Origin of the sequence: Vibrio sp. D417a, from assembly GCF_030248595.1 — a bacterium.
Taxonomy (GTDB): Bacteria; Pseudomonadota; Gammaproteobacteria; order Enterobacterales; family Vibrionaceae; genus Vibrio; species Vibrio alginolyticus.
Map to the genome: position 1 here is coordinate 21,418 of NZ_JAHGAM010000001.1, position 13,928 is coordinate 35,345.

The 13,928-nt window shown below is 44.7% G+C and carries 11 protein-coding genes; 4 read left to right on the forward strand and 7 right to left on the reverse strand.

The window, feature by feature from the left end; genetic code table 11:
• Positions 1 to 12 precede the first annotated feature (12 nt).
• Positions 13 to 882, forward strand: a complete 870-nt coding sequence (locus KI742_RS00130) for a metal ABC transporter solute-binding protein, Zn/Mn family (protein WP_033906236.1) — start codon at positions 13 to 15, stop codon at positions 880 to 882.
• Between the two features lie 215 nt (positions 883 to 1,097).
• Entirely contained in the window at positions 1,098 to 2,093 is a 996-nt protein-coding gene (locus KI742_RS00135; protein WP_017635534.1) for a porin, read from the forward strand.
• 218 nt (positions 2,094 to 2,311) lie between these two features.
• Here KI742_RS00135 and KI742_RS00140 read toward each other — a convergent pair whose 3' ends face one another.
• The 4 genes from KI742_RS00140 to speA all read right to left on the reverse strand — a co-directional run bounded on the left by KI742_RS00140 (position 2,312) and on the right by speA (position 9,235).
• Positions 2,312 to 4,477 carry a S9 family peptidase gene (locus KI742_RS00140; protein ID WP_081886414.1) on the reverse strand — a complete coding sequence of 722 codons (2,166 nt, stop codon included), beginning with the start codon at positions 4,475 to 4,477 and terminating at the stop codon, positions 2,312 to 2,314.
• Positions 4,478 to 4,787: 310 nt separating this feature from the next.
• Positions 4,788 to 5,993 (reverse strand): multidrug efflux MFS transporter EmrD, encoded by a 1,206-nt coding sequence (gene emrD / locus KI742_RS00145; RefSeq protein WP_005374234.1) that lies wholly within the window; start codon positions 5,991 to 5,993, stop codon positions 4,788 to 4,790.
• A gap of 409 nt (positions 5,994 to 6,402) precedes the next feature.
• Positions 6,403 to 7,323, reverse strand: a complete 921-nt coding sequence (speB, locus tag KI742_RS00150; RefSeq protein ID WP_285385007.1) for an agmatinase — start codon at positions 7,321 to 7,323, stop codon at positions 6,403 to 6,405.
• Position 7,324: 1 nt separating this feature from the next.
• On the reverse strand, positions 7,325 to 9,235 hold the full coding sequence (gene speA, locus KI742_RS00155) for an arginine decarboxylase (RefSeq protein WP_306309078.1): 1,911 nt from the start codon (positions 9,233 to 9,235) through the stop codon (positions 7,325 to 7,327).
• Positions 9,236 to 9,558: 323 nt separating this feature from the next.
• Between speA and KI742_RS00160 the strand changes: the two genes are divergently transcribed.
• Positions 9,559 to 10,284, forward strand: a complete 726-nt coding sequence (locus KI742_RS00160; protein ID WP_064354549.1) for an MBL fold metallo-hydrolase — start codon at positions 9,559 to 9,561, stop codon at positions 10,282 to 10,284.
• Between the two features lie 66 nt (positions 10,285 to 10,350).
• Here KI742_RS00160 and KI742_RS00165 read toward each other — a convergent pair whose 3' ends face one another.
• From KI742_RS00165 to KI742_RS00175, 3 genes are all read right to left on the reverse strand, one after another.
• A complete protein-coding gene (locus KI742_RS00165; protein WP_005384193.1) occupies positions 10,351 to 10,779 on the reverse strand; it encodes a RimK/LysX family protein in 429 nt (142 codons plus the stop codon).
• A 65-nt stretch (positions 10,780 to 10,844) separates the two neighbouring features.
• Positions 10,845 to 11,750 carry a 30S ribosomal protein S6--L-glutamate ligase gene (gene rimK / locus KI742_RS00170; protein ID WP_005374224.1) on the reverse strand — a complete coding sequence of 302 codons (906 nt, stop codon included), beginning with the start codon at positions 11,748 to 11,750 and terminating at the stop codon, positions 10,845 to 10,847.
• 329 nt (positions 11,751 to 12,079) lie between these two features.
• Entirely contained in the window at positions 12,080 to 12,694 is a 615-nt protein-coding gene (locus tag KI742_RS00175; RefSeq protein ID WP_213871498.1) for a TetR/AcrR family transcriptional regulator, read from the reverse strand.
• A gap of 155 nt (positions 12,695 to 12,849) precedes the next feature.
• Between KI742_RS00175 and KI742_RS00180 the strand changes: the two genes are divergently transcribed.
• Positions 12,850 to 13,863, forward strand: a complete 1,014-nt coding sequence (locus KI742_RS00180; protein WP_213871497.1) for an MBL fold metallo-hydrolase — start codon at positions 12,850 to 12,852, stop codon at positions 13,861 to 13,863.
• The last annotated feature ends 65 nt before the right edge of the window (positions 13,864 to 13,928 follow it).

Genomic DNA, 13,928 nt, shown 5'->3' on the forward strand with positions numbered 1-13,928 from the left:
AAAGTAATGAACATGAAGATAAAAAAATTAGCGATAACTTTTGGTTTGGTTATAGCGACGACACTTCCATCGTTGGCAGGCGCCAAAGACATTTTAACCAGCACTCCCGTCACGTACATGTTGTCTGAGCAACTCATGAAAGGTACAGGGATAGAGACTCAGTATCTGCCTCCAAAGCGTTACGGCGTTGAGCGTCTTGAGAACTGGTTCGCAAATAAAGGTACAGAGCAAGTTAAGCAAGCGGGTCAAGCCGCGACGGTTGCTGTTACTCTTGGTGCGATTTGGAAACAAGACCCGACTTATGTTTACGCTCGACAGGGCAACATTCACTTGATTGAAATCGATGCATCGCAGGCCATTTCTCCTAGAGCTCAAGGAGTTGCAGTACTGACATTGGAAAACGGGTCAACATCGAAGTACGCATGGCTGAACCCTACAAACTTAATCCGAATGGCGGGCATTGTTGGAGAGGATCTACAACGTGTATATCCTGAACACCAAAAGGCTATTCAAACGAATCAACAGGCTCTTATGCTCAATGTGCGTGAACTGATCAACCAACAACAGGCAGAGATCTTCGATAAAGGCATCGATTCAGTGGTACTGATGAGTGAGTCATTAGAGGACTTTGCCTCTGGCAACCAATTGTTTGTGGTTGGGCGCGAATTTAAGCCGGAACTCGAGTGGACAGAAGAAGACAAATTATCTTTAAAAGCTCAGTTTGAACAAGATAAAACGCTATGGTTAGTGACGGATAAACGACCGTCGAAAACCTTGACATCGCTTATTAAACCGAGCCGCATACTGCAAATTGATGTTATTGACCGCTGGGGCAGTAAGGGTATCAAAACTGAGAAGCCACTCGCACGTTGGGAGATGTGACACGTAAAAAGCCACAGATTTTATGATGGGGAATGAAAAGTTCCCTATTTTTTTGTGACTCAGTTCAAAATGTGAGCATTAATACCACTGGTTGCATAAGAAAGTGTTTGTTTCATTTCTATTTCATTACTACTTTGTTATGTGTTCGTTGCGATTGATTCGGATTTAATCTGTTTCTAAGCGAACCGGTACAAACAACTATACGGATGTTAACAATGAAAATGAAAACTCTAGCCGTTGCAGTGGCGGCACTAGCATGTGGTTCACAGGCCTTCGCAGCAGAAGTTTACAACAGCGATGGTACATCTTTATCGATCGGCGGTCACGTTTCAGTTGGCGTGGGTGAGTATTTCGAAGAAGATGTAAAAGTTCACCAAGTGTCTCCACGTATTAACGTTGCGGGTAAGAAAGACATTGGCAACGGTATTACTATCGACGCTAAAGGTGAATGGGCGCTTAACTACCTAAACGGTGGCGAGCAATCGTTCAAAACTCGTCTAGGTTACATCGGTGCTACTCATGAGCAGTTTGGCCGTTTAGTAGCAGGTACTCAATGGTCACCTTACTACGATGTCGCTGGCGTTGCGGATCTACCAATCGCGTTTGCGAACGACTTTTTGTACGACAACCACGGCAACCTAGGCTCAGCTCGTGCTGATAAAATGCTTAGCTACCGTAAAGGTTTTGAATTTGGTGAAGGTTTTGCTTTCAACCTAGGTCTAGGTTGGCAAGGTGAGCAAACTTCAGATGCAACAACATACGAGCAACGTGGTCAAGTTGCATTGAGCGGTTCTGTAGCTGGCTTTGGTCTAGGCTACGTATACAGCGGTGGTGATGTTAAAAACGCGACTCTAGGTACTAAGAACGCTGAATCACACCTATTCTCTGTAAACTACGGTCAGTACGGTTCAGGTCTATACGCAGCAGTAGTATACGGTATGAACGAGTACTTCTACCAAATGCGTAAAGACACTTCTCAACTTGAAGCTCTTTTGGCATACGGCGTAAACGATTGGACATTCAGCGTTAACTACGAAGGCGTAGAAGACGAAGAAGACAATAAGACAGTTTCAAGCGAAACTGCGCTACAAGCAGAGTACGCTGTAACTCCTGCTTTCGTAACGTTTGCAGCTTACCAGTTTGATCTAGGTAACGACTACAACAATGAAGAGAACGACTACTGGACTCTAGGTGCTCGTTACTACTTCTAATAAATAGGCCAGTTTCTACTGCCTAAACACATTTATTGTGTTAACGCCTACTCGTTGTGAGTAGGCGTTTTTCTTTCTGCTATCCTTTGGCTATAAGAGACGCTAGTCATTCTGTGCTTAGGTAACCCCACTCTTTGTTTAGAGAGTGCGTCTATAAAAAATGCCCGCAACTTGCGGGCATTTTTGTTGTTAGAAGAGATGCAGTTCTATTAATACGCTTATTTTTTATCGAGTAAATCGAGGAAGAAGGCATACTCTAGCGCATCTTCTTTTAAGCGTTTAAATCGACCAGATGCGCCGCCGTGTCCGGCTTCCATATCGGTTTTGAACAACAAGACGTTATCGTCTGTCTTCATTTCACGAAGTTTGGCGACCCACTTCATTGGTTCAAAGTACTGTACTTGAGAGTCGTGCAAGCCAGTCGTTACCAACATGTTCGGGTAGTTTTGCGCCTTGATGTTGTCGTAAGGCGAGTAACTCAACATATAGTCATAGTATGTTTTGTTATTTGGGTTACCCCATTCATCATACTCATTGGTGGTCAATGGAATCGATTCATCGAGCATGGTGGTTACCACGTCCACAAACGGAACATGTGCACCGATACCGCGGTACAGTTCTGGTGCTTGGTTGATGATAGCCCCCATTAAGAGACCTCCTGCAGAGCCACCAACAGCGAAGACTTTATCTTTCGCGCCGTAGCCTTGTTCAACCAAACCTTTAGTCACATCAATAAAGTCGTTGAATGTGTTTTGCTTGGTTAGTTTTTTACCGTCTTCATACCAAGGGCGGCCAAGCATTTCAGATCCACGAATATGAGCAATGGCGTAAACAAAGCCGCGATCCAATAGACTCAAACGTGTCGAGCGGAAAGTTGGCTCAATGGTTGCGCCATAAGATCCATAACCATATTGGTAGAGTGGATTCGTACCATCTTTCTTAAATAAGTCTTTACGATACACCAAAGAAACGGGTACTTCTTTACCGTCACGGGCTGTGACCATGATGCGTTCTGATTGGTAATTGTCAGGATTAAAATCACCAAGTACAGGTGTTTGCTTCATGATTTCTGACCCGCCCGTTTTTAGATCGAAATCGTAGTAGGTTCCTGGAGTGGTTAAACTGCTGTAATAAATACGAACTTTCTCGTTATCCAGCTCTAGGTTACCTGTCAAATAGGCAGCAAACGCATCGTCATTAAATGTGAGGGGGAGTTCTTTTCCTGTTGAAAGCTGACGTACAGTGACGCTTGCTAGGCCGTTAGAGCGCTGCTCATAGACGATGTGATCATCGAATAACTCGAAGTCGACAAGTTGAGTGTTGTCGTCTGCGGCAATCACATCTTGCCATTTAGAGCGGTCATGCATGTCATTTTGATGAACTTTCATCAAACGGAAGTTGACGGCTTGATAGTTAGTATAAATGTAGTACCAATCGCCTAGCTTAGAAATACTGTATTCAATGCCATCTTCACGAGGATAGAACGGTTTCGCCTTTGCTTTAGGGTTGTTCGCATCAATGATAGAGACCCCACTGGTTTCTGTACTCGAATGCCAGATATAAATATCTTCGCCATCTTTGCTTTTGCTTAGTGAGGTGTAATAGGCGCTGTCGGTTTCCTCAAAAATCAGCTCATCGCTGCTTTGTGGTGTGCCCAATACATGACGATAAACTTGGTAGCCCAATAAGGTCTGTGGATCTTTTTTGATGTAGTAAAAGGCGTTGTTATCGTTCTGCCATGCGACAGCGCTTGAGGCCCCTTCGATTTCATCTTGTAGGTAATTGCCTGTTGTCAGGTCTTTGATCTTAAGGGTGTACACGCGGCGGCTTAATGTGTCTTCGCCATACGCCAATAAGTTTTCATTCGGACTAACGTATAGGCCGCCGATACTGAAAAATTCATGTTCTTTTGCTAGTTCATTGACATCTAAAATGATTTGTTTGTCTTTGCCTGCAAAGTCTTTAGCTCGCAAATGGACTTCGTACTCGTTATCTCCGGTCACTTCACTGGAGTAGAAATAGTTGCCTTTACGAACCGGTACTGAGTTGTCGTCTTTTGCGATGCGCCCTTTAATTTCTTCAAATAGCGTATCTTGAAGTGTTTCAGTGTGCTTTAGAACGGTTTCTGCGTACTGATTTTCTTTCTCTAGGTGCTGTAAAATTTCAGGGTCTTTACGTTCGTCGTCACGCATCCAGTAGTAGTTATCAACGCGGGTATCGCCATGAATAGTCATCGAGTGAGGGACTTTTTTCGCAACCGGAGCTTGAGTTTGTTGAGCAACGATCTGTGTTTGGGAGTATTGAGTCATGCTGGGGATTCCTTGATTGCTGCATCCGGCGACAAGCGCGACCGAGACGGCCAACGTAGTTAAAGTGAAACGCATCTGATTTTATCCTTATTGTACACCCAAGTGGCCTCATCCTGAGGGCTGGGCTTTCATTTTGTTAGTGGTTTTCAGTTGTCCATTCTTTGTTATGGGGTATACCGAAAAAGTGAGAATCCTCAATATTTCGAGTTGGATACTCAATTTGAAGGGAGCTGAAAACACATTGTGTAAGCAGCTGTTATTTTTAACAAATATCAATTCGAAAGTTAAATCATTCTCATCGGGAAATCGATATAGTGTGATATGAAAAAAGGGACACACTTGTTGAGTGTGTCCCTTTTGGATTTTGAAAGTAAGCTGATAATGATCAGATAACTTGCGGTACTTCGTTTGAGTGATTGTGTGCTCGATTCACCCACATTAACCCAAGCATTGCAATTACCGACATTGCCATCATCAAAATGCCCAAAGGCATCTGGTTATGCGCTGGAAATAGTGACGCGAGCAAAGTTGCTACACCTGCCCCCAAGTTTTGCATTCCACCCAATGTCGCGCCTGCTGTTCCTGCATGGTATGGGAATGGCGCAATCGCTCCAGTTGTTGCTGCTGGGAAGAGAATACCTGCACCCAAAAAGTACACGGTTGCGCCTCCAACCAGCGTTAATGCTGTGGTTAAACCAAACAAGCCTGGGATGAGCACAATAGCAGAGCCCACAAAAATAGAGACCAAGCCTACATTTAGAGCACGACGCTCAGAGCGACGTCTTGCTATATAGCTAGATAAGCCTGCGCCCACCAAGTAACCTGGGATCGGCAATATAAACAGCAAACTTACCGTTGTTGCTGGTAATTCTAATACCCCACCTAACAACACCCCAGCCGCCGCTTCGAATACACCCACACCAGCGAATGTTGCAACCAGGCAAATCAAAAAGCCTTGAAAGCGGCGGTCAGACAAAACGTGTTTGTAGCTTTTGGCTACTGGTTCGAATTTGCGTTTCTCTTTTGGTAGCGTCTCCATCATGCTTGTCATCATGGTGATCACAACCGCGATAGCAAATAGCGCTAAGAACAAGTAGCTTGACCGCCATCCGAAAGCTTCTGTTAGGTAGCCGCCTAATACTGGTGCCATTAATGGTGAGAAAATCACACACATGCTAATTAAGCTGTTTGCTCTGTGTAGATCAGAGCCTTCAAAGCAATCGCGAGTCAGAGTGCGTGACATCGCACCGCCGCAACCAATACCTAAGCCTTGGATAAAGCTACCAATCAAGAACCATTCAAATTGATGTGCAAATAATGCTACCAGTGTACCCGCGATGTAGATAAGCAGCCCGACGATGATGATCGGTTTGCGTCCCAAGCGGTCCGATAGTGTGCCATACGCAAATTGCGACAAGCCATATGGGATCAGGTAACAAGCCATCACAGCTTGAAGTGATGACGCAGATACCAAAAACTCGCCCGCCATATGACCGATTGAAGGCACGTACATTGTCTGGGTCATTTGACCCACGGCAGTCAATATAGCGATTAAAAAGGTAAGTTTCGCTAATGGAAACGAAGCAGACATTTGCGTATCTCTCCAAAAAGTTTAAGACGTAAAAACCCTTAGCGCTCTTTTACAGAGTGCCAACTGACTTCTTGTGTTGCGGGGATATTTGCGCGAGATAATAGTGCTTGCTTGTATAATTAGCAATCGAAAAGTGTGAAGTCGAGCAAGATAAAAATCTATGATTTAAATTAGAAAAACTAATCCGATTTTGTTTTCAAAAAGCGGTGCATTTCTTTGTCTATTTACGTTAAATCTTTTGCTTTTCGTGAATAGTATGAGCCTTATAGGTAACTGTTTTTAATGGTTAAAGTGCAAAAATAAAGCGTCTGCTCGGTTGATCTGAGTTCAAGATGAAACGAGTGAATAAAAGGTAGAGGAAGGCATCAGAAAGAAAAGGGAGCCGAAGCTCCCTTAGAAATGATTATGTCTATTCGCGCTCAGATGCGTATGCGTAAAGCATTTCTAGTGCGATGGTTGCTCCCGCTAGTGCGGTAACATCACTGTGGTCGTATGGAGGCGATACTTCGACAACATCCATACCCACGATATTCATGCCGGCTAAACCACGAATAATTTTCAGCGCTTTGTCTGAGTTCAAGCCACCACAAACTGGTGTACCAGTTCCCGGTGCGAAGGCCGGGTCTAAGCAGTCGATGTCAAAAGTGACATATACTGGCTTGTCTGCGACGGTGCGACGAATTTCTTCTAGGAGCTCGTTCACCGACATGTCATTCGCTTGCATCGCATTAATCACATTGAAGCCGTGATCTTGCTGTTTGTACTCCGTACGAATGCCAATTTGTATTGAGTTCTTTGCTGAGATCAAACCTTCTTTCGGCGCATGGTAGAACATCGTACCGTGGTCGTATGAACTGCCATTTGCATAGGTGTCCGTATGAGCATCAAAGTGAATCAAAGCCATTTGGCCATGATGCTTCGCATAGGCACGTAGGATAGGTAGCGTGATGAAGTGGTCACCGCCCAATCCCAACATGGTTTTACCACTTTTTAGAATTTCACTGGTTGCCGCTTCAAGGCGGTAAGTAAAATCTTCCGCATCACCGCAATCGAACACGAGATCACCTGCGTCGATCACTTTCAGTTTATCCAATACGTTGAAGCTCCACGGGAACTTCTTACCTTCCCATGCCAAGTTGACTGAGGCACGGCGAATTGCATCTGGACCCATACGCGCACCTGGACGCCCAGATGTTGCCATGTCCAGAGGGACTCCCAACACCACAACGTCTGCGTCTGCCGATACCGGGTTACGAATGTACGGCAGACGTAAAAACGACATAGAGTTGGAGTAAAGCGAATAATCAGTTTTAGTAAACAAATCATTCATATCAGAAGTCCTCTAAATAGGTGTATCCTGCTAGACCTTGTTCTAGTTCTGCTAGGATTTGTGCTTGTTCATTGGCTTCAACTCGCTGTGAAACCAATTGTTTATAATTGTCACGAATCGCATCCACGTCGATATGAACGTAGCGCATCATGTCTTCTACACTATCACCTTCGTTGATGTAACTGATCTCAAATTGACCGTGTTCATCAACATTGACTACAGCACTGTGGGTATCACCAAATAGGTTGTGCATGTCACCAAGGATTTCTTGGTATGCGCCTACTAGGAAAAAGCCCATTAAGTACGGTTTGTCTTTGCTCCAAGCTGGTACAGGTAGCGTGCTCTCGATGCCTTGACCATCAACGTAGTGATCGATCGCGCCATCAGAGTCACATGTGATGTCCAACATCACTGCACGACGCTCTTCCGCCTCGCCCAGACCAGAAAGTGGCAGAACAGGGAACACCTGATCAATACCCCAAGCATCTGGTAGAGATTGGAAGAGAGAGAAGTTCACGAAGAACTTATCCGCAAGACGTTCGCTCAACTCGTCCAGAATCGGACGGTGGAAGCGATTCTTAGTGCTCATCTTGCGGCTTAATTCGAAGTAAATGCGCAGTGACAATTGTTCTGCCCACGCACGTTGTTCCAAGTTAAGCACGCCTGTCGCAAATTGAGAGTGCACTTCTGCCAAATCACTTTGGGTATCATTGTAAATCTCAATTAACGCACGAGCGTCTGTACCATCTTGTAAGTTTTCCCAGTTTCGCCACATGTTTTGTAGCAAAAGCGGAGCGTCCTCATCAAGCTCATGTACTTCTTCCGGTAGGTACGATTCGGTACCAATTACGTTAGAAATCAATACAGCGTGGTGCGCTGTTAGCGAGCGACCCGATTCCGAAATGATCACTGGCATTGGTTGTTCGTATTGCAGACACACATCGCCCACAGTGTTGACGATATTACGTGCGTATTCTGCAAGTCCGTAGTTCATCGAATTCGATGATTGGCTGCGTGTGCCGTCATAATCCACTGCCAAGCCGCCGCCCACATCGAAGTACTCGATGTTTGCACCGAGTGCGCGTAGTTCGCAGTAGAAACGTGCAGACTCGTTCACACCATTGCGTACATCACGGATGTTTGCCATCTGTGAACCAAGGTGGAAGTGAACCAGTTGCATCGCGTCTAGGTTGCCTTCGCGTTTAAGACGTTCAATAACGCTAAGCACTTGCGATGCTGATAAACCAAACTTCGATTTTTCACCGCCACTTGCTTGCCATTTCCCTGCGCCTTGAGAGGCGAGGCGAATGCGTAAACCAAGGCGCGGTTTTACGCCCAAACTTTTCGCTTCTTCTAGTACCAGATCCAGCTCAGAAAGCTTCTCTAGTACGATGAATACCTTGTGACCCAGCTTTTCACCGATCAGTGCAAGACGCACATACTCACGGTCTTTGTAGCCATTACACACGATCACGGAGCTACCTTGTTGAGCCAATGCAAGTACCGCCAACAATTCTGGCTTGCTACCCGCTTCAAGACCAAGCTGCTTGGTTTCTAGTTGAGCTTGGCTCGCTAGAATTTCATCCACCACTTCACGTTGTTGGTTTACTTTAATTGGGTACACCAACAAGTATTTGTTTGGATATTGGTATTCTTCAATTGCTTGGTTGAATGCGTAGCAAATACCATGCACACGTTGGTGCACGATTTGCGGGAAGCGTACTAATACAGGCAGATTTAACTGCTTCGCTTCTAGCTCATTTACAATAGCGCTGAAAGGGATTTGATGTGCACGATCACTACGTGGTGATACATATACTTCGCCTTGGTCATCAATGCCGTAGAAACCTTGGCTCCAGTAGTGAACGTTGTAGTCCGCGCGGATGCGGTCTAATTTAGTTGCTTTTTCCAACTCGATTCTCACAAAAATGTACTTAACTCCTTAATTAATTAGAAGGAAAAGTACAAAAAAGCAAATCATGAGGTATTTACCTCATACCCTGACACGAACTCCGTGTGCGCGCATTAACGGATAAAAGGGCCCTTGAGTCTAATGATTAAAATCTATCATCTCGATTATGATTTGTTGTCGTCGCTACGTGTGAATATTTGTTTACCGAAGCGTCCATTCTGCTGTTATAGTTGGTCTGACCAGTAAGGATTCGGTCATGAAGCATCTCACTAAAATAAGGACATATTTTGCAGCTGCACAGAATTCAGGGGTACATTCAGACCATGTATCTCGCCGAATATCCCGATAAATTATTGTTGCTTGATGGTGCCAGTCGAGCAGACATCCCTCATCTTAAAGACTTTATTGAACATCAACTCCATCGTCCTTTTTCTGACCTAAAGTTGGTTGTTGTGACCCACATGCATCCAGACCATGCTGGTGGTGCGCACAAACTACGTGATTTAACAGGATGTAAGCTATTGGCCGCAAAGCGAGAGAGCCAGTGGTATAGCGGTGTAGACGGTTGGCTAATGCATTTGACCGATTTGATGTTAGCACGCTGGATGGCGAATCGGATGCGTAAACCAAAGCAAAACCTGTGGTATTCCCGCAAGCTAAAGCCAGATATTGAACTTATTGATGGAGAGTTTATTCCTGGATTTGATGATTGGCAGGTGCTAGAAACGCTTGGGCATACCGACCGAGATCTGTCGGTTTATCATTCTGAACAAGATGTGCTGTATGTGGCGGATTTAATGGTGCAGGTGAAAAAGCATCTGATTGCGCCGTTTCCCATATTTCATCCGAATCAATATCGGCAATCATTAAAGCGTGTGTTTGAGATGAATCCGCAATGTTTGCTTTTGGCACATGGGGGAGAGGTAACTTTGGATGAAAAAGCGTATCAGCACATTTTGAATACAGCGCCGACTAAGCCAATGACGCACTGGCGAGTGACAAAAGTTAAAGCGAAGGGATTGTTGTTTGCGTTATTTCGTAGGAAGTAGGCGAAGATAAAGTCAGACGAGTGATGCTCAACAAAAACGTTCGATCACTCATCTGAAGCTACGGGGTTAAGATGCCAATAAGTGAGATTGGCTAGGATCAACGAGCACTTTGTCTGCCATGCCCTGACGACCTAACAACATCATGTAAGTCATTTTTTCACGGTTAGTCAACGTAATGTCGATTGGCCATTGTTGGTCGCCCATACGCAGCATCGTTGTGATCACGCAGCGGTGCTCAAAAGTACCGTTAGAAGATTTAACCTTACGGTTTGCTTTTAGTTTCGCTGTGCAGCGAACCACTTGTTCTAAATGGTATACATCTGGGTGCAAATCGAATGCAACATAAGACTGACCATCTTTTTCAAAGCAATCAATATTGTCTACATGTAATGAAGAGGTTTGAGCGCCTGTATCAATACGCGCTTCAAGGTGAGTAATCCCTAACTCTGGCAAGCAAATAGCTTCGGCATTCCCAATGATCATTTTCTGATTCATAGTGTCATCCTAGCGACGAGTAACAAGAGAGCCGGTTTTTGGCTCTCTTGTGCGTTAAACAAAAATCAACCTTTACCGCGAGTACGGTTTGAATTTGGCTTAGCGTTTTTCTCGATAAAATCGAAGATCATACCTGCAATGTTTTTACCAGTTGCTAGTTCGATGCCTTCTAGACCAGGGGAAGAGTTCACTTCCATTACCACTGGGCCATTTTTAGATTGAAGGATATCCACACCACAAAGGTTCAAGCCCATCACTTTCGCTGCATTTACAGCGGTCGCACGCTCTTCTTTGCTCAAACGCACGAGTTGTGCAGAGCCACCACGGTGAAGGTTAGAACGGAATTCGCCTTCTTTTGCTTGGCGCTTCATTGCGGCAATCACCTTATTTCCGACAACAAAACAACGGATGTCCGCGCCTTTTGCTTCTTCGATAAATTCTTGCACCATGATGTTAGCTTTCAAACCCATGAAAGCTTCAATCACGCTTTCTGCCGCTTTATTTGTTTCAGCAAGTACAACACCAATGCCTTGAGTGCCTTCTAGCAATTTAATCACTAGAGGTGCGCCACCAACGTTTTTGATCACGTCCTGAATGTTGTCAGGATGGTGAGCAAAGCCAGTGCGTGGCAAACCGATGCCTTTACGTGATAGCAGTTGTAATGAGCGCAATTTGTCACGAGAGCGGCTGATCGCGACAGATTCGTTGACACAAAATGTACCCATCATTTCAAACTGACGTACAACAGCAGTGCCGTAAAACGTAATAGATGCCCCAATACGCGGAATAACAGCATCGTATTGCGGTAATTCTTCACCCTTGTAGCGGATCTTAGGGTTGTTGCTCGTAATGTCCATATAACAGTGAAGCGTGTCGATCACATCGATTTGATGCCCACGTTCTTCACCCGCCTGTTTTAGGCGCATGGTTGAATATAAATTCTCATTACGAGAGAGAATAGCAATACGCATGGCAATTCCTTAGTAAGTCAGTACCAAATTAAAATATAAGTATAGAGCATAGAATGCAGTAGGCAGGTGATCATGTTATGACATAACCTACTTACTTCAACGATTTAGAATTGTGGTTGAACAACCACGTCGTCAGAGGTGCGCACCTTAGGGCGTTTTTTTGTGAGATGAAAACGAAAAAGCATCGTCGACACGACAAAAATATTTTATCGAACGCTCACGCCTTGCGGTATGAGACTGTCAAGGGTGAGATAAATAAAATTGAGCAAAAATTTCATCGCTTTGTCACGAATTATCGCTTAAAAAAGCGGCCAATTTGACCGCTGTTTTTAGCTGTTTTGATAGTGACTTAAAAAAAGTTCCGCCGTTTGGGTAGCTAACAGCCTAGATTCTTCATTCGACAAAGAGGGGCGAATTCCCATTAACTGCGGCCAGAATGCACTGCCTTTAAGTAAGTTGTGCAATTGAGTGCTTGCTATATGTACATCATCAATTTGCAAAGCGCCACTGTTCGATTTCTCAGTAAGCCAGCGGTACAGGGCGGTTTCCTGTTTCGACATTTGTTCTGCTTGTTCTTTGAGATCTTCCGGCTTAAATAAGAAGTGCCCAAATGCCACTTTTGCCAGCTCAATATAGTTTGGTTCCGTCACCACAATGATCTCGCTGTAGAGTAATTCAATCAATTGATCTTTGAGTGGCAGAGTGGCCAAGCGTTTAATATCGCTTTCCATCATTGACGAACGCCAAAGCTCAGTCAGCAACTCCGTCACGATCGCTTCCTTAGAAGGGAAATGGTTGTAGACCGTGCGCTTAGAGACTTGCGCGATAGCAGAGAGCTTATCCATGCTGGTGTTTTGCACCCCAAACTCTTGGAACGCTTGCTTTGCTGCGCACAGGATGGCTTCTCTTTTGGTTTCGCTACGACTTTTTCTTTTTACATTCATAAGCTTGCTAAGTTAAGAAGATCATTTCTTGATCTATTTTACACTAAGTAGTTTACTTTTGATAATTAGAATGTAAACTGCACCGTGTAGTTTACTTTTGTTCGGGTTAACTTTTTATGAAAAAAACTTTGCTAGCCACAGTAGGAGCGTTCGCGATGGGTACATCCATGATTTCTTGTTCTAATGTTGATACTGAAAAAGCGCCAACATACCCGGACAAATTTGCAAATACAGAGTTGGAATACAAAAGCGGTTTGGGCGACATGTTCGAAATCATGAAAGCGTATTTTACGACTGAGCGCCTTAACCCAACACCAACGATTGAAATTCCAGTGCATGCGATCACAGCGCAGCAGCTGTTAGAAGAGCAAGATGACGTCATCTATCGTCTGGGTCACTCAAGCGTATTAATGAAGCTCGATGGAAAACTGGTGATGACCGACCCTGTATTCAGTGATCGCGCGTCTCCTGTACAATGGGCAGGGCCAAAACGCTTTCACCAAACCCCCATCACGATAGAAGATTTGCCAACTATCGATGTGGTGGTGATCAGTCATGACCATTACGATCACCTAGATAAAGCTTCTATTAAAGTGCTAGGCGACAAGGTGGGCACTTTCTTGGTGCCGTTAAAAGTTGGCCAATTACTGGTGAATTGGGGTGTGCCGAAGGAGAAAGTGATCGAGCTAGATTGGTGGGAGTCACATTCTGTCGACGGTATTGAATATACATTGACTCCGACTCAGCATTTCTCTGGTCGAGGTTTGACAGACCGCGATACGACACTGTGGGGCAGTTGGGTTATTAATGCACAACAACACAAAGTGTTCTTCAGTGGTGACTCTGGTTACTTCAATGGCTTTAAAGAGATTGGCGAAAAGTACGGTCCGTTTGACTTCACCATGATTGAAACAGGTGCGTACAATGAACTCTGGTCAGACATTCACATGTTCCCAGAGCAAAGCGTTCAAGCACACATCGATGTGCAGGGCAAAGTGATGATGCCGATCCATAACAGCACGTTTGATTTATCAATGCACGATTGGAATGAGCCAATGCAACGCGCGTTAGATATTAGTGAAGAGCGCGGTGTAACGTTAGTGAGCCCTGAGATTGGTCAACGCTTGGCGATTGCGGAGCCTCAGCCTGCTCAGGCATGGTGGCAATAATTGCTGAGCTAAACAGTCAAACACCAGAATAGTTAAGTCACTTATCAGTAGTTACTATTAGTAGT

Bases quoted from the DNA above. Each gene is read 5' to 3' on its own strand.
- KI742_RS00180 (WP_213871497.1), top strand. From the start codon at position 12,850: ATGGGTACATCCATGATTTCTTGTTCTAATGTTGATACTGAAAAAGCG.
- KI742_RS00130 (WP_033906236.1), top strand. From the start codon at position 13: ATGAAGATAAAAAAATTAGCGATAACTTTTGGTTTGGTTATAGCGACG.
- KI742_RS00135 (WP_017635534.1), top strand. From the start codon at position 1,098: ATGAAAATGAAAACTCTAGCCGTTGCAGTGGCGGCACTAGCATGTGGT.
- KI742_RS00140 (WP_081886414.1), bottom strand. From the start codon at position 4,477: ATGCGTTTCACTTTAACTACGTTGGCCGTCTCGGTCGCGCTTGTCGCC.
- emrD (WP_005374234.1), bottom strand. From the start codon at position 5,993: ATGTCTGCTTCGTTTCCATTAGCGAAACTTACCTTTTTAATCGCTATA.
- rimK (WP_005374224.1), bottom strand. From the start codon at position 11,750: ATGCGTATTGCTATTCTCTCTCGTAATGAGAATTTATATTCAACCATG.
- KI742_RS00175 (WP_213871498.1), bottom strand. From the start codon at position 12,694: ATGAATGTAAAAAGAAAAAGTCGTAGCGAAACCAAAAGAGAAGCCATC.
- speB (WP_285385007.1), bottom strand. From the start codon at position 7,323: ATGAATGATTTGTTTACTAAAACTGATTATTCGCTTTACTCCAACTCT.
- KI742_RS00165 (WP_005384193.1), bottom strand. From the start codon at position 10,779: ATGAATCAGAAAATGATCATTGGGAATGCCGAAGCTATTTGCTTGCCA.
- KI742_RS00160 (WP_064354549.1), top strand. From the start codon at position 9,559: ATGTATCTCGCCGAATATCCCGATAAATTATTGTTGCTTGATGGTGCC.